The organism is Aurantiacibacter flavus, assembly GCF_039710615.1.
Lineage (GTDB): Bacteria > Pseudomonadota > Alphaproteobacteria > Sphingomonadales > Sphingomonadaceae > Alteraurantiacibacter > Alteraurantiacibacter flavus.
This window is the reverse complement of the sequence record NZ_JBDLBR010000002.1, coordinates 184,370-208,669: the sequence shown is the minus strand read 5'-3', so window position 1 is coordinate 208,669 and position 24,300 is coordinate 184,370. Positions and strand designations below refer to the sequence as shown.

Annotated in this window: 23 protein-coding genes and 1 tRNA gene; 16 read left to right on the top strand and 8 right to left on the bottom strand. The window is 61.8% G+C overall.

Features of this window, described 5'->3' with window-relative positions; all coding sequences use genetic code 11:
- Positions 1 to 273: 273 nt before the first annotated feature.
- The 3 genes from ABDJ38_RS05715 to ABDJ38_RS05705 are packed head-to-tail and all read left to right on the top strand — an operon-like array spanning position 274 to position 6,006.
- The gene (locus ABDJ38_RS05715) at positions 274 to 1,527 is read left to right on the top strand and encodes a TolC family protein (protein WP_346784116.1); all 1,254 of its coding nucleotides are present in this window, start codon (positions 274 to 276) and stop codon (positions 1,525 to 1,527) included.
- Between the two features lie 11 nt (positions 1,528 to 1,538).
- Positions 1,539 to 2,684, top strand: a complete 1,146-nt coding sequence (locus ABDJ38_RS05710; RefSeq protein ID WP_346784115.1) for an efflux RND transporter periplasmic adaptor subunit — start codon at positions 1,539 to 1,541, stop codon at positions 2,682 to 2,684.
- Positions 2,685 to 2,742: 58 nt separating this feature from the next.
- Positions 2,743 to 6,006, top strand: a complete 3,264-nt coding sequence (locus ABDJ38_RS05705) for an efflux RND transporter permease subunit (protein ID WP_346784757.1) — start codon at positions 2,743 to 2,745, stop codon at positions 6,004 to 6,006.
- Positions 6,007 to 6,716: 710 nt separating this feature from the next.
- On the opposite strand, the gene ABDJ38_RS05700 is transcribed toward ABDJ38_RS05705, so the two are convergent.
- Both ABDJ38_RS05700 and ABDJ38_RS05695 read right to left on the bottom strand, forming a co-directional pair.
- On the bottom strand, positions 6,717 to 8,333 hold the full coding sequence (locus ABDJ38_RS05700; protein ID WP_346784114.1) for a GMC family oxidoreductase: 1,617 nt from the start codon (positions 8,331 to 8,333) through the stop codon (positions 6,717 to 6,719).
- A gap of 104 nt (positions 8,334 to 8,437) precedes the next feature.
- Positions 8,438 to 9,226 (bottom strand): alpha/beta fold hydrolase, encoded by a 789-nt coding sequence (locus ABDJ38_RS05695; RefSeq protein ID WP_346784113.1) that lies wholly within the window; start codon positions 9,224 to 9,226, stop codon positions 8,438 to 8,440.
- 174 nt (positions 9,227 to 9,400) lie between these two features.
- Here ABDJ38_RS05695 and ABDJ38_RS05690 point away from each other — a divergent pair, with 174 nt between their 5' ends.
- The 6 genes from ABDJ38_RS05690 to ABDJ38_RS05665 all read left to right on the top strand — a co-directional run bounded on the left by ABDJ38_RS05690 (position 9,401) and on the right by ABDJ38_RS05665 (position 14,174).
- The gene (locus ABDJ38_RS05690) at positions 9,401 to 9,835 is read left to right on the top strand and encodes a DUF305 domain-containing protein (RefSeq protein ID WP_346784112.1); all 435 of its coding nucleotides are present in this window, start codon (positions 9,401 to 9,403) and stop codon (positions 9,833 to 9,835) included.
- A gap of 2 nt (positions 9,836 to 9,837) precedes the next feature.
- Positions 9,838 to 11,298: a YncE family protein gene (locus ABDJ38_RS05685; protein WP_346784111.1), complete on the top strand. Its 1,461-nt coding sequence runs from the start codon at positions 9,838 to 9,840 to the stop codon at positions 11,296 to 11,298.
- A gap of 33 nt (positions 11,299 to 11,331) precedes the next feature.
- Positions 11,332 to 11,853: an RNA polymerase sigma factor gene (locus ABDJ38_RS05680; RefSeq protein WP_346784756.1), complete on the top strand. Its 522-nt coding sequence runs from the start codon at positions 11,332 to 11,334 to the stop codon at positions 11,851 to 11,853.
- A gap of 47 nt (positions 11,854 to 11,900) precedes the next feature.
- A complete protein-coding gene (locus tag ABDJ38_RS05675; protein WP_346784110.1) occupies positions 11,901 to 12,629 on the top strand; it encodes an anti-sigma factor family protein in 729 nt (242 codons plus the stop codon).
- A 116-nt stretch (positions 12,630 to 12,745) separates the two neighbouring features.
- On the top strand, positions 12,746 to 13,576 hold the full coding sequence (locus ABDJ38_RS05670) for an alpha/beta fold hydrolase (protein WP_346784755.1): 831 nt from the start codon (positions 12,746 to 12,748) through the stop codon (positions 13,574 to 13,576).
- A 31-nt stretch (positions 13,577 to 13,607) separates the two neighbouring features.
- A complete protein-coding gene (locus tag ABDJ38_RS05665) occupies positions 13,608 to 14,174 on the top strand; it encodes a DNA-3-methyladenine glycosylase I (protein ID WP_346784754.1) in 567 nt (188 codons plus the stop codon).
- Positions 14,175 to 14,184: 10 nt separating this feature from the next.
- Here the strand turns inward: ABDJ38_RS05665 and ABDJ38_RS05660 are convergent, their stop codons facing one another.
- Complete coding sequence (locus tag ABDJ38_RS05660; RefSeq protein ID WP_346784109.1) at positions 14,185 to 15,093, bottom strand: LysR family transcriptional regulator; 909 nt, start codon at positions 15,091 to 15,093, stop codon at positions 14,185 to 14,187.
- A 98-nt stretch (positions 15,094 to 15,191) separates the two neighbouring features.
- Between ABDJ38_RS05660 and ABDJ38_RS05655 the strand changes: the two genes are divergently transcribed.
- The 6 genes from ABDJ38_RS05655 (at position 15,192) to ABDJ38_RS05630 (ending at position 19,723) form a co-directional block, all read left to right on the top strand.
- Positions 15,192 to 15,662 (top strand): hypothetical protein, encoded by a 471-nt coding sequence (locus tag ABDJ38_RS05655; RefSeq protein WP_346784108.1) that lies wholly within the window; start codon positions 15,192 to 15,194, stop codon positions 15,660 to 15,662.
- A gap of 46 nt (positions 15,663 to 15,708) precedes the next feature.
- Entirely contained in the window at positions 15,709 to 16,038 is a 330-nt protein-coding gene (locus ABDJ38_RS05650; protein ID WP_346784107.1) for a nuclear transport factor 2 family protein, read from the top strand.
- A complete protein-coding gene (locus ABDJ38_RS05645; protein ID WP_346784106.1) occupies positions 16,035 to 16,814 on the top strand; it encodes an SDR family oxidoreductase in 780 nt (259 codons plus the stop codon). Before ABDJ38_RS05650 ends, ABDJ38_RS05645 begins: the two co-directional genes overlap by 4 nt.
- 199 nt (positions 16,815 to 17,013) lie before the next feature.
- Entirely contained in the window at positions 17,014 to 17,874 is an 861-nt protein-coding gene (locus tag ABDJ38_RS05640) for a hypothetical protein (protein ID WP_346784105.1), read from the top strand.
- 516 nt (positions 17,875 to 18,390) lie between these two features.
- Positions 18,391 to 18,861, top strand: coding sequence for a carboxymuconolactone decarboxylase family protein (locus tag ABDJ38_RS05635; protein ID WP_346784104.1), 471 nt, complete (start codon positions 18,391 to 18,393; stop codon positions 18,859 to 18,861).
- A complete protein-coding gene (locus ABDJ38_RS05630; RefSeq protein WP_346784753.1) occupies positions 18,851 to 19,723 on the top strand; it encodes a sigma-70 family RNA polymerase sigma factor in 873 nt (290 codons plus the stop codon). Before ABDJ38_RS05635 ends, ABDJ38_RS05630 begins: the two co-directional genes overlap by 11 nt.
- Positions 19,724 to 20,070: 347 nt before the next feature.
- Here the strand turns inward: ABDJ38_RS05630 and ABDJ38_RS05625 are convergent, their stop codons facing one another.
- The 4 genes from ABDJ38_RS05625 to ABDJ38_RS05610 all read right to left on the bottom strand — a co-directional run bounded on the left by ABDJ38_RS05625 (position 20,071) and on the right by ABDJ38_RS05610 (position 22,824).
- Positions 20,071 to 20,493, bottom strand: a complete 423-nt coding sequence (locus ABDJ38_RS05625) for a hypothetical protein (RefSeq protein WP_346784103.1) — start codon at positions 20,491 to 20,493, stop codon at positions 20,071 to 20,073.
- Entirely contained in the window at positions 20,475 to 21,242 is a 768-nt protein-coding gene (locus ABDJ38_RS05620) for an SOS response-associated peptidase (protein ID WP_346784102.1), read from the bottom strand. The genes ABDJ38_RS05625 and ABDJ38_RS05620 overlap by 19 nt, the downstream gene beginning before the upstream one ends.
- Positions 21,243 to 21,444: 202 nt before the next feature.
- Positions 21,445 to 22,590: a tyrosine-type recombinase/integrase gene (locus ABDJ38_RS05615; protein WP_346784101.1), complete on the bottom strand. Its 1,146-nt coding sequence runs from the start codon at positions 22,588 to 22,590 to the stop codon at positions 21,445 to 21,447.
- A gap of 144 nt (positions 22,591 to 22,734) precedes the next feature.
- Positions 22,735 to 22,824 (bottom strand) — tRNA-Ser (locus tag ABDJ38_RS05610).
- Positions 22,825 to 22,981: 157 nt separating this feature from the next.
- On the opposite strand from ABDJ38_RS05610, the gene hspQ reads away from it, so the two are divergent.
- Entirely contained in the window at positions 22,982 to 23,362 is a 381-nt protein-coding gene (gene hspQ / locus ABDJ38_RS05605) for a heat shock protein HspQ (RefSeq protein WP_346784100.1), read from the top strand.
- A gap of 41 nt (positions 23,363 to 23,403) precedes the next feature.
- On the opposite strand, the gene ABDJ38_RS05600 is transcribed toward hspQ, so the two are convergent.
- Positions 23,404 to 24,288, bottom strand: coding sequence for an ABC transporter permease (locus ABDJ38_RS05600; RefSeq protein ID WP_346784099.1), 885 nt, complete (start codon positions 24,286 to 24,288; stop codon positions 23,404 to 23,406).
- Positions 24,289 to 24,300 lie beyond the last annotated feature (12 nt).

Genomic DNA, 24,300 nt, shown 5'->3' with positions numbered 1-24,300 from the left:
GCAGCACGACGAGCCCGGTGATGATGACCGTGGCCCGGAGAAGCACGGCGCCTGTGCTCATGGCCATTGCCATCATGCTTCGCAGGCCGTCGGCCGGTCGTGTGAAGCCTCTGCCTTCGGAACGGTCACAGATGTCCTGCGCGCTAGTGCTCAGCCCTCTTTCGCTTCCAACCTGACCGAACTGGCAACACCCCCTCCTCGCGCCTGACGTTCGCCGCGCGTCGGACCTGTTTTCCGACGCCGAACTGAACGTCAGCAGAGGAATACCCATCCATGTTCGCCATATTGTGGCGAGCAGCCCCCTTCTGGGGGCTGATACTCGCCCTGTCCACGGGACCTGCCAGTGCGCAGGACCCGCGTGTTGTCACGCTCGACGACGCCCTTGAACTCAGCGGGGTCGCCGCTGAGGCCGATACCGCCACCACCAACCCCCGCCTCGTGGGGCCCCGCGCTGAAACCGACGCGGCGGTCGCGCTTGTCGATCAGGCTCGTCTGAGCCCCAACCCCGAGATCTCGTTCGACGTCGAGAACGTCGCCGGCAGCGGCGCATTCTCGGGTCTCCAGTCTACCGAATATACGCTCTCCGTCGGCCAGCGTCTCGAACTCGGCGGCAAGCGATCCGCGCGGATCGGTGCGGCAGAAGCCCAGGCCGAACTGGCATCTCTCAGGGCCGACCTTACCACGGTCGAACTGGGACAGCTGGTGCGCGAGCGATATCTCGCAGCTGCTGCAGCGGCTGCGCGGGTCGAACTTGCTGAAGATGTCGTGGCGCGTAACGAGGAACTGGCTCGCATTGCTGGTGTCCTTGTGGAGGTCGGCCGCGAGCCGCCTTTGCGCGCATTGAGGGCGGATGCGGCCCTTGCCGAAGCGCGCGCGCATCTGGTCGAGGCAGAGGCGGAGAGCCTGTCGGCTAGAACAGCGCTCGCGGCTCTATGGGCCGGCGGTGAAGCGCCGCTCGTTCCGGCGGAATTTCCGGATATCCTTCCGCCCGATTCGCTTATGTCCGAGGCGCAGGAAAGCCTTACCTACAGGGTCGCGCAAGCCGAGAGCAATGTTGCGGCAGCGGAGATCGAGCGACAGCGGAGCCTGCGGATTCCCGATCCGACGGTCTCTGCGGGAGTGCGGCGCTTCTGGGAGAGCGGCGACAATGCCTTCCTCGTCGGCGTATCGATCCCCCTTCCTTTTCGCGACCGGAACCAGGGCAACATCGCCGCTGCCGAGGCTCGGTTGCGGGCAGCGAATGCCCGTGAAGCGGTGGCTCGCGCGGATTACGAGCAGGCGGTCGCCACGGCCCGGGCAAGGTATCTTGGTGCCGAAGCGCGCGTCGAAACCCTGTCGCAGACATCGCTCCCGCAGGCGGAGGAGGCATTGCGCCTCGTTCGCATCGGATATCGCAACGGACGTTTTCCCCTGATCGAAGTTCTCGCGGCCGCAGAGGCACGTGACACGATCCGCGAGGCGCTCATCGCCGCACGCGAGCAGAGGGGCCTGGCCGCAGCCGAACTGATCGGGCTGGCCGCGCAATGAAGGATATATCAATGACACGCAGAAAACTGGCGATCCTCGTCGGTATCGTGATCGCGGTTGGCGCTATGGCGCTGATATTCTGGCCAACCTCCGAAGTCGACGACCATGCACAGGAGGAATCGGCGGCCGAGACACCCGAAGGGGTGATCACCCTTAGCGAAGAGCAGATCAGCGAGGCCGGGATAGAGCTGGCCACCGTCCGGTCTGGGGCCGCTATCGAGCTCGTCTTCCCAGCGACTGTCGCGGCGAGCCCCACTGCATCCGCTCGTATCGATGCCCGGGCCTCGGGGGTCGTCCGCTCCGTCGGCAAGACGCTGGGCGATTATGTGGCACGCGGCGAGACCGTCGCCCGCATCGAAAGCGCGGATGCCGCTGCTCTCGCCTCCCAGGTGAGCGCAGCGCGCGCGCGGGTGAGCGAGCTGTCTGCCGCCTACGAGCGCGAACGACGTCTTTTCGAGGAAAATGTCACCGCCCGCCAGGATCTGGAAGCCGCGCAGGCAAACCTCAGCGTGGCACGTTCGGAACTTCAGCGGGCGCAGGCCGCGGTAGCGGCTGCCGGCGTCAGTGGCGACGGGCGTTCGCTGTCAGTCTCATCTCCCCTGGCTGGCAGGATCACCGCGGCACCGATCGTGCTGGGTGCCTTCGTGGAGGCCGGCGAGGAACTCTACCGCGTGGTCGATCCCAATGGTCTCCAGATCGAGGTGGCGCTGCCTTCGGCCGAAGCCTCTCGTATCCAACCTGGTGACGAGGCCGTGCTGGTGGTCGGCGACGGTCGGGAAATCGGCGCCCGGGTTCGTTCGGTGACGCCTTCGCTCGATCCGGAGAGCCGCAGTGCGACTGCGGTCCTGTCATTATCACGCGGCATTCCGGGGCTTCAGCCGGGTGCCTTCCTTCAGGCACGGATCAGGCCGTCGGGCGAAATCGACCGCGAGCGCATTGCAGTGCCGGAAGACGCTATCCAGGTGGTCGAAGGACGCGACGTGGTCTTCGTCCGGACGAAGACCGGCTTCCAGACTCACGACGTTGAGCTTGGGACACGGTCCGCTGGCAACGTGACGATCCTTTCCGGTCTTCAGGAGGGATGGCGGATCGCTGTCGCCAACGCCTTCCTGCTCAAGGCCGAACTCGGGAAGGAGGGCGCGACCCATGGTCACTGAGACTCAGAACGCGCCCGCCGTGGCTACCCACACCGATACGACCAGCCATCGACACGGTTTGATCGGGGCCATCCTCGACATCGCCGTGCGGTTCCGCTGGGCGGTCATCGTCCTCACCGTCTTCGCAGCCATCTACGGCGCCATGAACCTTTTGCGCCTTCCGATCGATGCGGTGCCGGACATCACCAACACGCAGGTGCAGATCAACACCAGCGCGCCTGCCCTCTCTCCCTCACAGGTGGAGACGCAGGTGACCTTCCCCATCGAGACCGGGCTTGCCGGGATCGAGGGGCTGGAGATGACCCGCTCGATCTCGCGTAACGGCTTCAGCCAGGTCACCGCGATATTCGAAGAAGGCACCGACATCTACTTCGCGCGTCAGCAGGTGAACGAACGGCTAGCCCCGATCGGTGCGTCGCTGCCGGAAGGAGCGGAGCCCACGATGGGACCGATCTCGACCGGCCTGGGCGAGGTGCTCATGTATACGATCGAATACGAGTATCCGGGAGGTCGCGGTGCGCCGAAGGGTGGTCGGACAGGCTGGCAGTCGGACGGGACCTTCATCACCGAACGCGGTGATCGCCTCGACACCGAGGTCGCCAAGACAGCCTATCTTCGCACGGTGCAGGACTGGGTCGTTGCTCCGCTCATGCGCTCCATTGATGGCGTTGCCGGGGTGGATTCGATCGGCGGCTATGAGAAACAGTTCCTCGTTCAGCCCGATCCTGCTCGTCTCACCGGCTACGGCCTGTCGTTCGACTCCCTGATCGAGGCCTTGGAAGCGGCGAACCTCGCCGAAGGCGCCAACTTTGTCGATCGTGCCGGAGAGGCTCTGCTCGTCCGCGTCGATGCGCGGCTTGGGGGCACCCAGGACATCGAACAGGCGGTGGTCGCGACCCGCGAGGGCGTTCCGATCCGGATCGGGGATGTCGCCTCGGTGCGCATCGGCGGCGATCTCAGAACCGGTGCTGCCTCGCTCAATGGCGAGGAAGCGGTCGTCGGCACGGTCCTGATGCGCAGCGGCGAGAACAGCCGCACCGTGGCTGCCGCCTCGGCCGAGCGACTGGAAGAAGTCCGCGCCTCGCTCCCTGCCGGTGTCGTCGCCGAGATCGTCTACAACCGCTCGTCGCTTGTCGATGCGACCATCGCCACGGTCGAGAAGAACCTCGTCGAGGGCGCGCTTCTGGTGATCGCAGTCCTGTTCCTGATGCTCGGCAATATCCGGGCAGCGATCATCGCCGCACTGGTCATCCCGATATCCATGCTGATGGCAGCGGTGGGAATGAACAGGCTTGGTGTCTCCGGCAACCTGATGAGCCTGGGCGCACTGGACTTCGGCCTCATCGTCGATGGCGCGGTCATCATCGTTGAGAACAGCGTCGCGCGGCTCGTTACCAGGCAGCACCACGAAGGCAGGCTGCTCAGCCTCGGCGAGCGGCTGACCGAGACACGGCTGGCTGCGCAGGAGATGATCAAGCCGACCGTATACGGTCAGGCGATCATCCTCTTGGTCTATGCGCCGCTTCTCACCTTCACGGGTGTCGAGGGCAAGACGTTCTCGCCCATGGCCATCACGGTCATGCTGGCGCTCGCGTCCGCCTTCGTGCTGTCCCTGACCTTCGTGCCAGCGATGATCGCGGTTCTTCTCAATCGCAAGCTGACCGAGAAGGAGGTCAAGCCCGTTCGGATGGCGAAGGAACGCTATGGCTCGGCGGTGCGCCGCGCCATCGCACGTCCCTGGCCGGTGATCGGTGTGGGCGCCGGGCTCTTCGCCGTAGCGGCCTCCGTGTTCACCTTCCTCGGCAGCGAGTTCACACCGCAGCTGGATGAGCGCGACATCGCGGTTCAGTCACTGCGGATACCGTCGACCTCGCTCGAGCGATCGCTCGCCATGCAGAGACAGGTGGAGGACAGGCTCGAGACCTTCCCGCAAGTCGAGCTGGTTTTCTCGCGCACCGGCACGGCCGAGGTCGCGAGCGATCCGATGCCGCCGAACGCATCCGACGCCTACGTGATCCTGAAACCTCGCGAGGAGTGGCCCGATTCCGACCTGTCGAAGGAAGAACTCGTCGCACAGATGGAGAAATCGCTCAGCGGTCTGGTCGGCAACCTCTACGAGTTCAGCCAGCCCATCGAACTGCGCTTCAACGAGCTGATCGCGGGTGTTCGCGGCGACGTGGCGGTCAAGCTCTACGGAGACGACCTGACCGCGCTGACCCGGTCAGCCGGAGAAGTGGCCAAGGTGCTGCGCGGCGTCGAGGGTGCTGCAGACGTCAAGGTCCAGCAGGTCACTGGCTTTCCTACGCTGGACATCGCCTTCGATCGTCCGACGATCGCCCGATACGGTCTGACCGTGGAGGAGGTCGCGCAATCCGTTGCCATCGCGCTGGGTGGTCGGCCAGCGGGGCTGGTATTCGAGGGTGACCGCCGGTTCGATGTCGTCGTGCGGCTCGAGGATGCGACCCGGGACGATTTCGATCAGCTCGGAGCTCTTCCCATAGTCCTCGAAAGCGGGGTCACGGTTCCGCTTCGCACACTGGCGGATTTCCAAGTGGTAGATGGTCTCGCGGAGGTTCGCCGGGAGCAGGGTCGCCGACTGGTGATCGTGTCGGCGAACGTGCGCGAGCGCGATCTCGGCTCGTTCGTCGAGGAGGCTCGCGCAGGCGTCTCCGAGAACGTCGGATTGCCGGCCGCCTCCTTCATCGAATGGGGCGGACAATACCAGAACCTCCAGGCGGCGCAGGCGAGGCTCGCCCTGGTCGTTCCGGTCTGCTTCGCGCTGGTGCTGCTGCTCCTGTTCATGGCGCTCGGCGGATGGGTGCCAGCGCTGGCGGTGTTCAGCGCGATCCCGATGGCGCTGGCAGGCGGGGTCTTCGCGCTTGCCCTACGGGGGATGCCGTTCTCGGTGTCCGCCGCCGTGGGCTTCATCGCCCTATCGGGTGTCGCGGTATTGAACGGGCTCGTGATGATGACCGCGATACGCCAGCGGCTCGACAAGGGAGTGCCTCTCGATGAGGCGATCACCGATGGTGCATTGGCGAGGTTGCGACCGGTGCTGATGACAGCTTTGGTGGCCTCGCTCGGCTTCGTGCCGATGGCCCTTGCAACCGGCACTGGCGCGGAAGTCCAGCGTCCGCTGGCCACTGTCGTGATCGGCGGGTTGATCACCGCGACCGCGCTCACGCTCTTCGTCCTGCCCGCGATCGCGCGGCTCGTGCTCAATCGATCGGACGATGAGCGTAGCTGGCGCGAGAAGTGGTGGGATCGCCTGCGTCTGACCATGACTACCGACGAGCAACGCGGGCTGATGGACATCCCATGATGGCTGGATACCAACTCGTGCAGACATAGGTGTCGCAGCAGAACCGTCCACTTTCGCGGAAAACGCCCTGAAAGGGGACGGTCCGCCTACGGCCCAATTTTTGGCGCCACCGTGGGCCTGAACCAACGGCAGCTTTCAGCGGTCAATCTGAGGCGCTGAACGTCGGCATTGTTGGCGGGTGCCGACCTATATACGCCGCTCCGCAGCGGTGCTGCGGATGGAACGCTGTTAAGCGGACAGGCAGGAATGCGCCCTTTTCGGCCGTTCCGCCCGGAACGGAGAACGCCTGAAAGCGGACATCAGTTCGATCATCTCCGAGCATCAGCACTGGTGGACGGTCCGAAAAGTCTCCTTCGGTCCGCAGATTTGCCATCGCTGGTATTCGTTCACCAATGTGCGGGAGCAGCGAACCATCGTCCATGATTCAGGACCGTCCTGATTGGTAGCAAATGCGGAGGTTTGCCCTTCATACGGAGCTGTTTCGGCTGCCCCGACCTTTGTGGTCGATTATGCACCCGAGTACCAATTCGACAGCATCGCTCAGGCATACGGGCCTTCCAATCAAGGGCATTGATGGATCAGAATCGTAGCTGATGAGGTCCTTATCGGGAGGCTGCGCACATGCTCTCGACGTTTAGGCCCGCCGGCGAACGTTGGCCCCCCGCAGGCTGGAGGATGGCCGGCTGCCCGGTCCCCACAGCCCGCCGACGTCACAGTCGATAGGTGTTGCGAATGAACTGCGCTGCCCTTTCCCCGACGATGGCACAGGGCGCTTGGATATTACCCGTCGGGACTTTGGGGAAAACCGAGGCGTCAGCCACCCGCAAGCCTTCCACGCCCCGAACCTTTAGTGCCGCGTCGACAACCGCCAAGTCGTCGCGGCCCATCCGTGCTGTGCCGCTCTGGTGCCAGTAAGTGACCGCGGCGTCCCGCAGGAAGCGATAGTCGGTCGGGTTACCCTCGCCAGGAATCGCCTCTCGCTTGACGAATGGCGCGAATGAAGTCGCTGCGCCCAGATCGCGGCAAAGTTGGACGCATGCTCTCGCGGCCTCGACATCGGCAGGATCAGACAGCATGTTGGGATCGACGATCGGTGGCGCGTGGAGATCGCTCGAAGCAAGCCGCACGTGGCCTCGGCTTTTCGGATGGGCGAGCCCGCCGAACATTGTCCAGCCATGCTCTGGGACACCCAAGGCAGCGGTGCGCTCACTCGGTACGGGGAACTCCACCTGACACAGTAGCAGGTCGGGGGCGGCCAGCTCGGGCCGTGATTTCCAGTACAGCTTGGCCTCGCTCCCGCTGTTGCGCGGGGCCAGCGGCTCACGGTATTCCCAAGTGCAGCAGAAGGCGACGTGATCCTGCAGGTTCTGGCCGACACCAGGGATGTGCTCAACCAGAGGAATACCGAGCCGGGCGAGTTCGCCGCGCTCGCCCAGGCCTGAAAGCATGAGCAGCTTTGGCGTGTTTATTGCACCGGTAGAGACGATCACCTCGTTGCCGACGCCGATCGATCGAATCTTTCCTTCTCGCTCAATCTCGACACCCGATGCCCGGCGCCCGTCGAAGAGAATTCGCCGGACTAGCGTATTCGTGAGAATGGTCAGGTTGGGACGGTCCGCGAAAGGCCGAAGGTACGCACGGTAAAGCGAATGGCGGCGGCCGTCGCGCACCAGCATGTCGGAAATTGCGGCACCACCTTCGCCCTCCATCATGCGGCCGTTAGGGCTGTTGAACCGCGGGATGCCAAGTTCCTGAGCGGCGTCCAGGAGCGCACCGGCAATGGGACTGGGATCGGCAGCGGGCTGGACCCAGACGGGGCCATCGGTGCCCCGGTAGCGCGGGTCGGGCGCCCCCTGCCAATTCTCGATCCGGCGATAGATCGCCTGGACCGCGTCGGCACCCCACTCGAGGTCACCGGATACGGCTGCATAATCGTCCCAGTCGCTACGATGGCCGTGCGCCCAGACCATGACGTTGACGCTGGATCCACCGCCGAGGCCCTTACCCATCGACATCGACAGCGCGCGGCCATCGAGATGCGGGTTGGGCTCGGCCTGAAAGCCCCAGTCGCGCTTGCTGCCCAGATTGGTCGGCCACATCGCCGGGTCGAGCACGCTCTCATCCTCGTCATCGCCGCCGGCTTCGATGAGGAGTACCTGGCAGTCGGCGTTCTCGGCGAGGCGCCGGGCGATGACGGAGCCGGAAGACCCGCCGCCGCAGACGATGAAATCGTAGGACGGCTTCAAACTGGCATTGAGCCGTTGCTGGTTCTCGCGAGCGCGGCGTTCGAAATCGGCGATGTCGGTAGGGGTGGCTTGATGGGTCATGATACTATCCTTCGACCGGACAAAGCTCCGCCATTGCGCGCAAGGCGGCACAGCCCGCCGACGCACATCGGAAATCCGGATTATGGTTCGTGGGGCAGGGGAAGTTAGTTGGCTTCAGCCGGGGCTTGGCGGGCTGCTTCGTCGATCACGTCGGCGACCACCCTTGGCTGGGTCATGAAGACCGCATGGCTGGCCGCGACCTCGGTCACCTTCGCACCGATGCGGTCCGCCATGTCGTGCAGCATGCGCTGGTCGAACGCGCGATCATCGGTGGCGATGACCGCCCAGCTCGGCTTGCTGCGCCAGGCGGCATTTTCGAGCACGGTGCCGAACACCGACATGTTGATGGGAATCTGCGAATCCCGCAGGAACGCGGCGTCGGCTTCGGTAGCATCGGCGGCGAAACCGGCGCGGAAGTTCTCGGCCTTGATGTAACCGAAGCCGTCTGCCTGCGTGTCGATGACGAATTCGGGCGGCGTGGTGTAGCCGTCATATTGCTGCGCGGTCGTTTCTCCAGCATCGGGCGAAAGTGCGGAAACGTAAACGAGAGCGCTGACTTTCGGGTGTACGCCTGCTTCGGTGATCACCGTTCCGCCCCAGCTGTGCCCGACCAGCACGGTCGGTCCGTCCTGCCGGTCCAGTGCCCTCTTGGTCGCAGCGACGTCGTCGGCCAGCGAGGTCAGCGGGTTCTGTACGATTGTCACGCGGTATCCCCGGGCGGTCAGCTCGTCATAGACACCGCGCCAGCCCGATCCATCTGCGAAGGCACCATGCACGAGAACCACGTTGCGCGATTGACTATGGGGCTCGTCGGGAGTGGATTTCTCTGTCGATTGCGCAGCGGTGGACACCGAAAGCGCAAGCATGGCCGCGATGATTGGTCTGGTAGTCATAGGTCACGTCTCTCGTAGTTGCGATCCACGAGAGACAAGCAAGGCGCGAAATTATTCCCTCGGCCCGAATTTAATCGCGCGGTTTCGCCGACCGAAAGAAAATTGTCAGGCACCTGGAATAATCGATCTCCTTCGCTGTCTACTCACCATGGCTAAACATGGGGTGATCATGACATGACGTTCGAAAGAGGTGCCAGCGCCGTACTGGCCATCTGCATTATGGCTGCCGCGTCCACCCCGGCCTCGGCAAAGGAAGCCGGTCATCATTCCGCGATAGCGGATGAATGGACCAGTCGGATATCGCCGGAAGCCACCGCTTTCCTCGCCGAAAACGCGCAGGCGATGGAGCGCATGATGGAGTTGATGCACGCGGCACCGACCGGGGACATCGACAAGGACTTCGTCACCATGATGATCCCCCATCATCAGGGTGCCATCGACATGGCGCGCGCCGTGCTGCGGTCGAGCCGCAATGAGGCGGTCAGGCGTCTCGCGCAGGAAATCATCGTCACTCAGGAAGACGAAATCCGGGCGATGCGGCTGGCGATCGGAATTCACGCAATGCCGGCAGCGTCGCCAACCGGCAGCACAACAAGGCAGGGCCGCTGACCATGAATCGCCCCTTTTACGCCCTTCTTCTTTTGGCTGGCTCCGCCCTCGCGCCCTTGTCGGTGGCGACCGCGGGACAACCGCCGCGTTCCGACACAGCGCCGGATGTTGCGATCAGTGCGAGGGATCGGATTTATGCGGCCGACCAATTCTCGAATACCGTATCGGTTATCGATCCGGCGACTAACGGCCTGCTTGGTGTGATCCGGCTGGGCGATCCGCAGCCCGCCAATCTCAGCCCGCTCTATCGCGGCCAGCTTCTCGTCCACGGTCTCGGCTTTTCACCCGACGGAAAGACACTCGCGGTCGTGTCGATCGGTTCCAACTCGGTCACCTTCATCGACACCGCCACCAACGCGGTGAAAGCCACCACCTATGTCGGACGCTCTCCGCATGAGGCCTTCTTTACGCCCGACGGACGCGAGCTGTGGGTCACGATCCGGGGCGAAGACTATATCGCGGTTATCGACACCACGACCTTTGCCGAAACGAAGCGCATTCGCGTGCCGGCGGGCCCCGGAATGCAGATTTTCTCTCCGGATGGCGACTATGGCTATGTCTGCTCATCGTTCACCGCCGAGACGGTAGCAATCAGGCTCGCCGATCACCAGATCGTCGGCCGGATCCGGCAGGACTCGCCGTTCTGTCCGAATATCGCGGCAAGCCCGGACGGGACGCAGGTCTGGCTGACACTGAAGGACGTCGGGCGCGTCATGATCTTCGATGCGCGGCCACCCTTCAAAGTAATCCGCACGATCGACACTGGCCCGCTCACCAACCACGTCAACTTCGCGCAGACCGCGGCGGGGATATTCGCCTATGTCACGGTCGGCGGGCTGAATGCCGTCAGGGTGTTCAGCACCGCCAGCTTCGAGGAAACGGCGACGATCCCGGTCGGCAAGCTGCCGCATGGCCTTTGGCCTTCAGGCGATGGCAGTCGCATCTATGTCGGTCTGGAGAACTCGGACATGATCGCCGCGATTGACACCTCGAGCAATCGCGTTGTCGCGGAAATTCCGGTCGGCCAAGCGCCCCAAGCTGTCGTCTACGTGCCCGATGCAGTGCCCGCAGGCACTGGAACCGGAGGGCTGACCCCTCTCGGCCTCGCAGCGCATGCCGTTCAGCTCACGCTTGAGTCCGTTGCCTCATCATCGAGTTCGTCGACGAGCGTGACGCTCTTTGACCAAGGGTTGACGCAGGTGCTGCAAGCGGCAGTCTCCGGATTGGACCAGGGCAAGCCTTATGTCCTTGCGCTGACAGAGCAGCCAGACGGCAGCGGCCCGATTGAGCCGCTTGCCAGCTTCGTAACAAACCCGGCAGGCTCTGCCGTGGTCAACGCCGTCGGGCCGATCCGGCAGGTCATGCGTGATGCATCGGGTGATCGATCGCGCTTCCTTGTCATCGTACCAGGCTCTATGACCGAACACGGGCCGCCCGTTCAGGTGCAATCGCGCGCGTCGTGACAGCGACACGATAGGGAGAAGGCCGTGCAGGATATGATGGCTCTTGTCGAACCGCTGATCCCGTCGCTTCGGCGCTATGCGCGCAGTTTGCTGCGGGATCAAAATGCTGCCGACGATCTGGTGCAAGATTGCCTCGAGCGCGTAATTAGCCGTTGGCACCAACGCCGAATTGACGGCAACACACGAACGTGGGTCTTCACCATTCTGCACAATCTCGCGATCAACCGGGTTAAGCAGGCGGCTCGCCGCGGAGTCCACGTCACGGTAGAGCACGTCGATGAGGCAGCATTCGCGACGGCACCGGCTCAGGAGGACCGGTTACATCATCGAGCGATCGTGGATGCGCTTTCGTGGCTGCCCGAAGACCAGCGCAGCGTGTTGCTACTCGTCTCGGTCGAAGACCTATCATATGCCGAGACGGCATCGGTGCTCGACATTCCGATAGGGACGGTAATGTCCCGGCTTTCCCGCGCCCGTCATCGGTTGGCGCAGTTGATTGACGAAGGCCCAGACAGATCGGCAACGGCTGGTGCTGTACTGAGGAGGGTTAAATGAGCCGTCCAATCTCAGAGGAAGATCTTCACGCATTCGTCGACGGGGCATTGTCCGACAGCCGCCGCGCGGAGGTTGAAGCCTATCTCGAAAGTAATCCCGAAGTGGCCGAACGTTTTGCGCGGTTCGGCGCGCAGCGCGAAGCACTTCGTTCGGCGCTTGGGCCCATTGCTGATGAACCGGTGCCGCCAAACCTCAATCTGGGCCACCTGATGGTCTCCAACCACCGACCGAACCGGTCGGCTTGGCAGGCGGCTGCAGCAGCCTGCCTCCTCTTGCTGGCCGGAGGAGGTGGTGGGTGGATGCTTCGCGGAATGGCGATGGAGCAACCGGTTGGCGTTAACGCGCTCGCTCAGGAGGCCTCCTATGCCTATGCGGTCTTCGGTTCGGATAGCCGTCGTCCTGTCGAGATTGCGGCGACGGACAGCGACGCGTTATTGGGCTGGTTTGAGAAGCGTCTCTCTGAACCAATTTCGTTGCCGGACCTTTCCGGGGCCGGTTACCAGTTCATCGGCGGTCGTGTCGTTGCCACCCAGAATGGGCCTGCTGGCTTGCTGATGTATGATGATGCGGCTGGCACACGGATCGCCATTCTGATGCGACCTATGGTGCGCCGTGACGAGAATGCCCCCATGGCAGAACATCGCGAAGGCGACGTGGTCGGATATGCCTGGGCAGACGACGGCATGGGCTACAGTCTTGTCGGCGGTCTCAACGTCGCCGACGCCCTGCACCCGATCGCGGATGAAGCACGTCGGCAGATTTTGAAGAGAACCTGAGGTCGAGCCGGAACGAGCCAGCCAACGGCCATCGCCGGCGTGACAGCCTCTTACAGCGAGCACCCCGTATAAATTGAATGCCGCAGACGTATTCTTTTACAATTGGAGCAAACATCATGGCTTTCGTAACAACCGATGACGGCGTCGAAATCTTCTACAAGGACTGGGGACCGAAGGACGCCCAGGCGATCATGTTTCATCACGGGTGGCCGCTCAGTTCAGACGACTGGGATGCGCAACTCATCTTCTTCACAAACAAGGGGTTCCGCGTCATCGCTCATGACCGGCGCGGCCATGGGCGGTCCTCGCAAGTTTCTCACGGCCACGACATGGATCATTATTCGGCGGACGTTGCCGCCGTCATCAATGCGCTCGATCTGACCAACGTGATCCATGTCGGCCATTCGACCGGCGGCGGTGAAGTCGCCCGCTATGTGGCACGCGCTGACCGAGCCCGAGTGAGCAAGGCAGTTCTGATCGGTGCGGTCCCCCCGATCATGGTCAAGACGGACGATTATCCCAACGGACTGCCGATGGAGGTGTTCGATGGGTTTCGCACCTCGCTCGCCTCCGATCGCGCCAGCTTCTATCGCGAAGTCGCCGCAGGGCCCTTCTATGGCTTCAACCGCCCCGGCGTGACGCCGCTTCAAGCGGTAATCGACAATTGGTGGCGGCAAGGCATGATGGGCGGTGCGAAAGCCCACTACGACGGGATCAGAGCTTTTTCCGAAACCGACTTCACCGAGGATCTCAAGGCAATCGAAGTGCCGACGCTGATAATGCATGGAGACGATGATCAGATCGTCCCCATCGAGAACAGCGCCAAGCTTGCGATCGACCTTCTGAGCAGCGGCGAACTGAAAATCTATCCGGACTTTTCACACGGCATGGCGACTGTAAATGCAGACGTCATCAATGCCGATCTGCTGGCGTTCATCCAAGGATGATTTGCGGAGGCGACAACCTGAGGCGTGGCGGATGACTGAAAGCGAACACGTGGTTCGATGTGAATGGGCCACCAGCGATGCAGATCTGCGCCGTTATCACGACAATGAATGGGGCGTCCCCCAGCATGATCCCCGCATCTTGTGGGAGACGCTCATGCTCGAAGGATTTCAGGCGGGGCTGGCATGGGTTATCATCCTGCGCAAGCGCGATGCATTCCGCGAGGCCTTCGCCGGGTTTGACCCGGCGAAGGTCGCTGCTTTCGATGAAGCTGATGTCGCAAGACTGATGGCCAATCCGGGCATTGTGCGCGCCCAGGCAAAGATCCGCGCTACGATCGCAGGTGCACAAATCTACTGCGATATGCGCGATCGGGGCGAAGCCTTCGACGAGTTCTGCTGGTCGTTCACCGACGGCAAGGTGATCACGAACCCGGGCATGGACTGGATCGCAAGCTCGCCGCTGTCCGAAGCCGTGTCGAAAGAGCTGAAAGGACGCGGCTTCAAGTTCGTCGGGCCGAAGATCGTCTATGCCTGGCTGCAGGCTGTGGGCATCGTCAATGATCACGCGCAAGACTGCTTCCGCCGCGAGCTAGTCTAGGTACTGTCGGTTATCCGAGCTTCGACGCTCTGGCGAGCTCGCGCGCCAGGTCCACGAACACCTTGAAGGCGGCAGGCGGATTGCGCCTGCTGGGATAATAGAGGCACAGAGGCGATAGCGGGGGTGTCCAGTCTTCCAGCATGCGCACCAACCGCCCCTCCTCAAGGTCCCGCCGCACGTCGGATTCCATGAAATATCCGATACCCACGGACTCCAGCACTGCGATGCGCGCAAGGCTGGCCTCGTCCAAGGTGATTGGTCCTTGAACATCCACCTGCACCGCCTGCCCTTCGGCTTCGAACTGCCACCGATAGAGCGCACCGTTAGGCAGGCGTGTGCGAATGCAGGCATGGGCAAGCAAGTCGGAAGGGACGGCGGGTTTGTTGCGCGCCATTACGTATTCCGGCGTGGCTACGACAGCAATGCGCCGGGGTGGGCCAAGCGGAATCGCGATCATGTCCGAAGGCACGAGCGATTGGGTGCGCACGCCAAAATCGAAGCCCTCAGCCACGACGTCGACCAGATTTCCCTCGGTAACAAGGTCGATGTGCACTGCTGGAAAGCGGCGTGTGTATTCGATCAACAACGGTGCCAGAATTTCGCGCCCCGCTGTAGCAAAGGTATTGATGCGCAGGGTTCCCGAAGGCGTCTCCTGCTGCGAGCGGACCGTGTCGAGAGCTTGGTGAATGTCTGTCAGCGCGGGTGTCACCTGATCGACAAACCTTCTCCCGGCTCCCGTCAGCGAGACGCTGCGCGTGGTGCGGTTGAACAGCCGAACACCCAGCTGCCCTTCCAGTTTGGCAATCGCGTTGCTCAATGCGCTGGTCGACATGCCCAGTTCCAGTGCGGCGGCGCGGAACGATCCCTTGCGACTGATCGCCAGCACTGCATCGAAGTCGGTGAGGTTGTAATTCCGCATTATCCTGTTTCTCCGAACATCACGTCCAGATTTATCCCGCTTATCGGGACCAAGGCAATGGCCTAAATCTCTGGCGGAGGGGCAATGGAGTAGAGCGAATGCAATATTATCAGGTGTTCATAAGTGCCGAACAGACCGTTCAGGCTCACCGCATCCTCGACGCGCTGATTGCCAAGCAACTCGTCTTCGGCGGCCCCGTGGTCGGTGGTCCGGCCAAATTCCTATGGAACTTCAAAGATAGTGACGTTCCTGAAGGCATGCGCGAACACAAGCTGTTCACGCTGGAACAGGATTATAACTACATCATTAGCTACACCCGCGAGGACCTGAAGGAAGAGCTGGTCAAGGTGGCTGAATCGGCTGCCCTCGAAGAGGTTTGCATGATCTCGTTCCTGCCGATGGAACCCAACCGCTCGCTGCGAATCCCGCTCGACGCATCCTTCGAAGGCCGCGGCGCCGGCCTGCCGCCCGAGGAAGTCGACGCCGTGGCTGCGCTGACCTTCGTGCCAAAGGCTGAGATTTCCAGTCGGACCAAGAGCTTAAGCGGCGCCATCAGCAGCCGCCGGTGACCCCGGCATGCGCGTAATTTGCAAATCCAGAACAAGGAGACACGAAATGTCCATCGAACTGCCTGCACCGATCGCGGCCTATTTTTCCGCCGATAAGGGAGGCAATGCCCAAGCGATCTCCGAGTGCTTCACGCAAGACGCCGAGGTGATCGACGAGGGCAATACCTACACCGGACGCGACGCAATCCGCCAATGGATGGCGAATGCTTCCACCCAGTACACCTATACGGTGGAGCCTTTCGCAATCGCGCAGGATGGCGACCGCACGGTGGTAACCAGTCACCTGGTCGGCAATTTCCCCGGCAGCCCTGTCGACCTGCGCTATCTTTTCGTCCTCGACGGGGACGAGATTGCCGAACTGGAAATCGTGCCATGACGGAACTGCTGACACTAAATGGGAAACGCGCGCTCATCACTTCCGGAACCCGTGGTGCCGGAGCGGCTACGGTCGCCCTGTTCCAGCAGCTCGGAGCCAGAGTGCTGACGACGGCGCGCTCGCAGCCCGCGGCCATGCCGGACGAGATTTTCGTCGCAGGAGACCTCACCACCACGGTCGGATGCGAGACGGTCGCTTCCGCCGTGCAGGAACGGCTCGGCGGTGTTGATATCGTGGTGCACATGCTCGGAGGATCGTCGGCACCTGCGGGAGGCTATGCCGCGCTGGATGACGACGAGTGGCGGAAGGAGTTCGACCTCAACCTTTTCCCTGCCGTGCGCCTCGACCGGCATTTGCTGCCGGCAATGGAAGCGCAAGGGGCTGGCGTGGTGATCCATGTCACCTCGATCCAGCGCGAGCTGCCGCTCCCGGAAGCGACGACAGCCTATGCGGCTGCCAAGGCGGCCCTGTCCACCTACAGCAAAAGTCTGTCAAAGCAGGTCTCGCCCAAAGGTGTTCGCGTCATCCGCGTGTCGCCTGGCTGGATCGAAACCGAAGCCTCCGTCGAGCTCGCCCAGCGTCTGGCGGCGGAGCACGATATGGACGTTGAACAAGGAAAGCAGATGATCATGGATTCGCTAGGGGGAATTCCCATCGGGCGCCCATCCAAGCCCGCGGAAATCGCCAACCTGATCGCGTTCCTTTCTTCTGACCTTGCCGGGACGATCACCGGCACAGAATACGTCATCGACGGGGGCACGGTGCCCACCGCTTGAAACACCTGGGTGCAATCAATCTTGGCAACACCATCGGTTTCTTCGATGGGCGCCTATCGCTGGAGATATGGATTTGTTCGCAGACTCTGCCGCGCTATTCGCCTTGGCTTTATCGGGACAGGCGCCTGCGCAACTAACGCAGCCTGCGCCGCAACCAGTAGCCTGTCTCACCGTGCGAGGCGCAGGGGTCGATGCGCTAATGGGACGGATCGCCCCGGCTGATCAGCCAGTGGTGGATATCTTCGCGGGTGTCGGCGCATCGGACATTACCGATCATCGGCTTACACCGTCGGAAAGCGCGGTTCTGCGCGAAGCATTGGCGGGCCTCCCGCAATTGCACCGTGACATCCTGCACCGCCACTTGCGGCGGCTGAGCTTCCTCGATCTGCAGCCCGGCTCAGGTTCGGCGTTAACCCGGGTAGTGAATCCTGGCGACGCAAGTCTGCAATTCGACATCACCCTGAAGGCAAGTCTGCTTCACGATAGCCTGACGGACTTCCTCAACACCAAGGAACGCCGGCTTTTCGAAGACGACGGCTCGGGGTTCTCGGTCGGGTTCGACGCCGGTGACCGCGATGCGCTGACTTACATATTGCTGCACGAGACCAGCCATGTCGTCGACCAGGTCCTTCAGTTATCAGCCAACCCGGCATATCGCTTCGGAGCGGGCATCTGGGAGAACCAACAGACACTAGCCAAGCCGCACGCGGACAGCCTGGCAGTACACACGCCCCTCCGGCGGCATCCCCCTGTCCCGGCCCGCCATGCTCCAGCCTACTACCAGTCGTTGAGCGACAGTCCTTTCGTGTCCTTTTACTCCACGGCGGCCGCGTCGGAGGATTTGGCCGAACTGTTTGCCTGGCAGCAGCTGCAAGCGCGTCAGGGGCAACGACTCAACCTGACGGTGAGGGACAGTGAAGGCTTGCCCGTGAGTGCATATGCACCCCTGGAGACAGCACCCGTCCGACTGCGCTTCGCCCAAGTACTGACCTTCCTTGCACAGTATGAACAAAGTTGCGCGGATACCTCTCCGAGGACCCGAGCGTCCGGAAAGCGCTAGCAGTCGTGTGATCAGTGGCCGATACTCTACACGAAAATTAGTCGATAAAGCCCGCGTATCTATGTGGTGAATGCGGCAAGTTCACGCATTAGAGTGGTTGATATTCACTCTCCGATTTGTGGGGATCGAATCCGTCGGTGTCCGCCACTTCGCTTTTCTCAGATTCTCTAACCTACGACATACATATTCGAAGACCTCCGGAAGCGCGTTGTCGCGGGCGTAGAGGACCATTTTCACAAGGCGCTAACGGTCATTCAAAATACTGAGTTGCCCGGTCCCTCGCTCGCGAAGGTCCGCTATCTTGTCGATCATTGACCACCGTGAGGCATCGCTCAGACGTCAGCTTTTCGGACTTCTGGCTCAAAGAGCTGCCAGTCGGCTATCGGCCCATTTGCAGCCCTTTAAGCTCCCTGTGGTGGCCCCTTTGGCGCAAAAATATCCGATCGATGTCCCATCTGGCAGCGCTAAGTCGTCTTGGTTTCGAGCCCTTCAAAGCTCGTCACCAGGAGACCGAAAATGACCCCCCGCCTCGACAATCCCTCCGCACTCTTTCCCGCCGGTTTCAAGGCGATGGTCGCGCTTGAGCAGGCGCTCGCCAGCGCTATCGACCCGGAACTGCTGGAACTGATCAAGCTGCGCGCGTCGCAAATCAATGGCTGCGCTTTCTGCATTTACATGCACACATCCGACTTGCGGAAGCGCGGCGTGGACGAGATGAAGCTTTACCTTCTGAACGCCTGGCACGACTCCTATCTCTATTCCGACCGTGAACGGGCGGCGTTGGGCTGGACGGAGGCGCTGACCCGCGTGGCAGATGACGGGGCGAGCGACGAAGCCTACGATGCGCTCGCTGCACATTTCAACGAGGAGGAGCGGGTGCAATTGACCTTCGCCATCGGCGCGATCAACGTCTGGAACCGGCTTCAGGTGGGCTTTCGCGTTGCCCACCCGCCGCGTGGTGCAGCGATGCGCGCCGATGCGGCGTGAGACGCGCCTGTCCAGTTTCGAGGCGCAGCGGCCGCGGTTGCTGCGCCTCGCTTACCGTATGCTGGGCTCGCTGAGCGAGGCCGAGGATGTCGTCCAGGACGCCTGGCCGCGCTGGGCGGCCGTAGAGGACGAAGTTGAGGCACCGGGGGCCTACCTGACCCGGATCGTTACGCGCCTCTGCCTTGACCAGTTGAAGTCGGCCCGGGCGCGACGCGAGGAGTATGTCGGGGCGTGGCTGCCGGAGCCGCTGGTGCAGCAGTCTGATGAAGAGACCATCGCCGACGACGTAACCCTGACGCTGATGATGGCGATGGAGCGGCTGTCACCGCTGGAGCGGGCTGCCTTCCTGCTCCATGACATTTTCGACACGCCGCCTATCGAGGTGGCATCTGTACTGCAACGCGAGCCTGCCGCGGTTCGCCAGCTCGCATCCCGCGCCCGCCGCCACGTCAGGGATGCGCGCCCGCGTTTTGCATTATCGCCGGAAAGCGCCGCCGATCTCGTGCGAGCGTTCCATGATGCCAGTACGAAAGGCGACATCCAGGCCTTGAGCGGAATCCTTGCCGACGAAGTCGCGGTCTACTCCGACGGTGGCGGAAAAGTCCTCGCCTTCCGCAATATCGTGCGCGGTGTCGACCGGGTCCTGCGCCTTTTTCGCGGGCTGGCGCGCAAGGCCGCGTACCGGCCCCGATTGCTTCGCGTCGTGATGATCGACGGACTTCCCGGGTTCGTCAGCATCGACCGGGGTGCTGCTTTGCAGACCACGGCGCTCGAGGTTCGCGACGGAAAGATCACTGCCATTTACATCGTGCGCAACCCAGATAAGCTGCGGCATATCAAGGTGATGCTATCCGAGGGCTAGGTCTGACTAATCGAAAGTCAACTCAGGGCGGAGGGTCCGTTTTAGACAACTCCGAATGCAAAGCCGACCTTCGGCTTACGGCCCACTTCTTGCCTAGGCGCCAGTCCGCCATGGAGCCGGAACATCTAACCGCTCCAATGCCAAGTGGTCGCTTCAGAAGGAAAAATGCGGTCCCGATGCGCTTACCTCCGCTCAACCTCACAGGGAAGACCTGCGCTTTTCTTCATGCCGAAACCGCTACAATCGCTCCTATGGATCGCGATCCGGGCGCTGAGAGGGAGAGCGGTTTACGGATCGTGGCGCTAATGCTGCCTATGGTAAGTGATCATCGGTCGCCCCGAACACAATCAGACCTTGCGCTTTGTGGGCGAAGTAAAAGCAGGCGACAGGGTGCCATCTGCCAATTCAGCTTCAGGGAATGCCGTCAGAAATTGTCGCGCTTGCTCCAATGCACGAAAGTGGAAAGCAGCAGTTGACGCCCCAATTCCCGGCGAGCTTCCTGACGAAAACTCGCCAGGCTCTAACTCTAGATTGAGCCATTGGTGCATTCGGTCAAGCAAGGGACCTAAGCCATGCCGCGGAATGGCAACCTTTATGCGCACCGGGAAAGCAAGGTCGTCCAGCTTGGATTGTTGTGTTGAGCGACGAGCCATCTTTTGGAACGTAAAAGGAACAGCGATTCGCTGCAAGCGTGATTGGCGTGCCGCTTCTTGCTCAATGTGCCATCCGAAACGTTCGTGCGATGATCGAACTACCGGCCTTTCACCCACGGCTCCGCGGTTCGGTCGATCGCCAATGGTCCGTCGAAGGACACGCAAAGCGCCATCGCCTCGTTGAGTGAACCGCATTGCCACGCAGCGTAGTTGGACGGATGGAGGATTACAGGCATCCGGCTATGCACTTGGGCGGCATCCCCTGCGGCATCGGTCATCACCATCGAGTAGCATTCGCCCCATTCGTCGCTGTCTCGCCAGATTCCCGCGATGGCGAATAGCTCCTGATCGGGCAGGCTCAGCCACGTGCGGGTCATGCCTCCCTTCTGCCCCTGCGCCTCGGCCCAGGCGGTTAGGGGGATCAGACAACGCCGCTCGGCAAAACTGTAACGCCACATGAAGCTGTCCAGCTTGTCGGTGCGCGCATTGTTCACCGGCTTGGGTTTTAGGGGCTGGCCTGTTTTCTTGCTCTTTAGGACCAGAGGAAAGCCCCAGACCATTGAGCGCAATTGCCCCTCAAGGATCACTGCACCGGAATAGCCCGGATAAACCTCGACGGCAAAGTTCGCACCGGTGTCAGCTTCGACGCGAAAGAGCTGCGCAATCTCGGCGGTAGAGCTGCGAGTTCGGTAAAGATTGCACATGCCGCTATGTGTGTCGCTCAAAGCACCGGTGTCAACGTAGTGCCGATGGGTAACTCTAAAATCCCTCACCACCCGAAACCTACCAGTTTTTGACAGATCGGAAGTCGAAAGCCGAAGCCATGAATGCACCCGTGAAGATAAGCGCTTGGCATCGGCACCCATCCCTCTCGATTGGAAGGTGCAGCGTCCCATGTTCGGATTTCCGGAACCGCGTCGTACCGCCAGCCCCCCGAACCTCTTCGGACGCGGTATGTGGCCAAGCGCGAATGATATGCTCCCATCCGGCGAGCCGCCGACCTGAAGGTGCTCTTGCGCTTACGCATTGCTACATGACGACGGGCCGCCCAGCACGATCGAAGTCAGATCATGCCTTCGAGCAGAACTTGGCCCAGTCATCCATGAGCAGGCGGCGCTTTTCGAGCAGGTTGCCGCGCCGGTAGGCCGCCTCGGTCTTGTTGGCGACTACGTGCGCAAGTGCCGCTTCTGCCACCTCGCCTTGATGCTCGGTCTCCTCGCTGACCCAATCACGGAAAGCCGAGCGGAAGCCATGAGCTGTATATGGCTCCTTCATCTCCTTGAGCAGTTTGGTCAGCGTCATATCCGAGAGCTGTGTGTTGCGGCGAATACCCGGAAAGACGAGCGAGCAGCCGGCGATGCGCAGTTCTTCGCAGCGCTCCAGGATTCGGATTGCCGGACGCGTCAGCGGGACAATGTGTTCGCGCGCAGCCTTCATCCGCTCCTTGGGGATCGTCCACAGCCTGGCCTCAAGATCGATCTCATCCCAGGTTGCTCCTCTAACCTCGCCTGAGCGCGCTGCGGTCAAAATCGCGAACGCAAGTGCGAACCTGCTGAAGCTCTCGCGCTTGCGCAGCTTGACCATAAAGGCTGGCACATCGCTGTAGGGCATGGCTGCAAAGTGCCCGTCCTTCTTCGGCTGACGCGGCAAGCCCTTGCTGATCGCCCGCATCGGCGCCTCGCTGTCGCGATAGCCCGAGGCATAAGCCCAATCGAGCACCGTCCCGATCCGCTGGCGTACGCGTCGTGCCGTCTCGGGCTTGCTGAGCCAGATCTCGGCCAGGACATTGCGGATCATCGGCCCGGTGATGTCGTTCACCTGCTGATTGCCGATGTGCGGGAAGACATACGTTTCAAGCGTCCGCAGCCACTGATGCTCGTGCTTCTCGTTGCGCCAGGTCTTGCGGTGCTGCGAGAGCACTTTGGCCGCCGCCTCGCGAAAAGTCGGAATGCCAGCAGCCTTGCGTCGCTCGAAGACAGGATCGAGGCCCATCTCGACCCAGGTGCGGATTTCATGCGCGCGCTCACGCGCGAGCTTCAGCGACACAGTCTTGGCGCTGCCGAGCCCGAAGTCCCGACGGTTGCCATTTTTCTGTACCCGACAGACCCAGCTCTTCGTTCCGCTCGGCTGGATGACCAACATCAGGCCATCTCCATCACAGAGTCGACCTGGCCGCGTGGCTGCCGCGACAGCCGTCTTGGATAGCTTTCCCATAGCCCGATTTTCCCACACCCGTTCCCACATTTCCAATTCGGACGCCGGTGATCCAGCGTGGACGTGAGAGGATGCGAATCACCCATAACCCATGGAAACCTTTGGGTTTTATCGGCTCATCGTGGCTGTGGGAGGATCAGGCCGTGGCGGAGAGGGAGGGATTCGAACCCTCGATACGGTTGCCCGTATACTGCATTTCGAGTGCAGCGCATTCGACCACTCTGCCACCTCTCCGCACGGTCAGGTGAGAGGCCGTAGGCCCCGGTCGCTCTGAGAAGCGCGCCCGTTAGCCCATGAAATCGGCCTTGCCAAGACCCATCGCACACCAGCACCGGTGATTATCTCTCGTAGCGCCTTGTTCGCACACACAAACAGCCTATATTCCCGCTATATGGAACATACAGAGTTCTATTCGGCTCAAGCCGGAAAGCGCATCCAGGCTCCTCGTCATGCTCGCGCACGCTTCGCCATTGGTGATGTCGTGAAGCACAAGAATCACGATTTCCGCGGGGTCATCTTCGATATCGATCCGGTGTTCGCCAATTCCGACGAATGGTATGAACAGATCCCGCTCGATCTGCGCCCCAGCCGGGACCAACCCTATTATCACCTTCTCGCCGACAGCGAAGATACGAGCTACGTCGCCTATGTCAGCCAGCAAAATTTGCTGATCGACACAGATGGCGGCCCGGTTGACCATCCTGGCGTTGACCAGCTGTTCGAACAGTTCGCGGGTGGGCGCTATCGCCTGCGCGCCAGCCTAACTCACTAATCAGTTCCGGCCACGGAAAGTGCGGCCGCCCGGCCGTGCCCCTAGCTCTTGATCTTCCAACCGCTGGCCAGCACCCGGTAGGTGAAGAAGCCGAGCACGAGGTTGAGTGCAAACACGCCCAGCGCCGCGCCCATAACCGCGTGGTCGGTGTTTCCGATGTCGCTTTCACCAAGGAAGCCGTAGCGGAAGCCCGAGATAAGATAGAAAAACGGGTTTACCCGGCTGATCGCCTCGAAAGCAGGAGACAAGTTGTCGATCACGTAGAAGGTGCCCGACAGCAGCGACAGCGGAGCAACCACGAAGTTGGTGACAGCCGCGTTGTGATCGAACTTCTCGGCCCACAAGCTCGCCAGCAGCCCCACGATCGAGAGCAGCGCGGCTCCGTTCAGACCGAACCACACAATCGCCCAGACATGCGCCGCTCCGACCTCGACACCCGGATAAAGCCACATGGCGAAAGCCACCGTGGCTCCAACCATCACCGCCCGAGTCATCGCGGCCGCAACGATGCCGAGCATCAGCTCACCCCACGACAGTGGGGGCATCAGCAAGTCGATGATCGTACCTTGTAGCTTGCCCGAAAGCAGCGAGAAGCTGGCATTGGCAAAGGCGTTCTGCATCATGCCCATCATGATGAGGCCCGGCGCCACGAAGGTTCCGAACGAAACGCCCAGCACTTCGCGCCCGCCCCGCCCCAGTGCGACGGTGAAAATGATCAGGAACAGCAGCGTGGTGATCGCCGGTGCCCAGACAGTTTGCGTCTGCACCTTGAGAAATCGCCTGATCTCCTTAATATAGAGGCTCCACAGCCCAATCCGGTTGAACCCGGTGATCTGTGGCTCCCCCTTTGGCGGGAATCTCGTCGCGGCGATGGTGCCGGAAAGCGCAGCGTTGCTGTTTGCGGATGCAGGTTCGGTCTGGGGCATGAGCTGCGATTA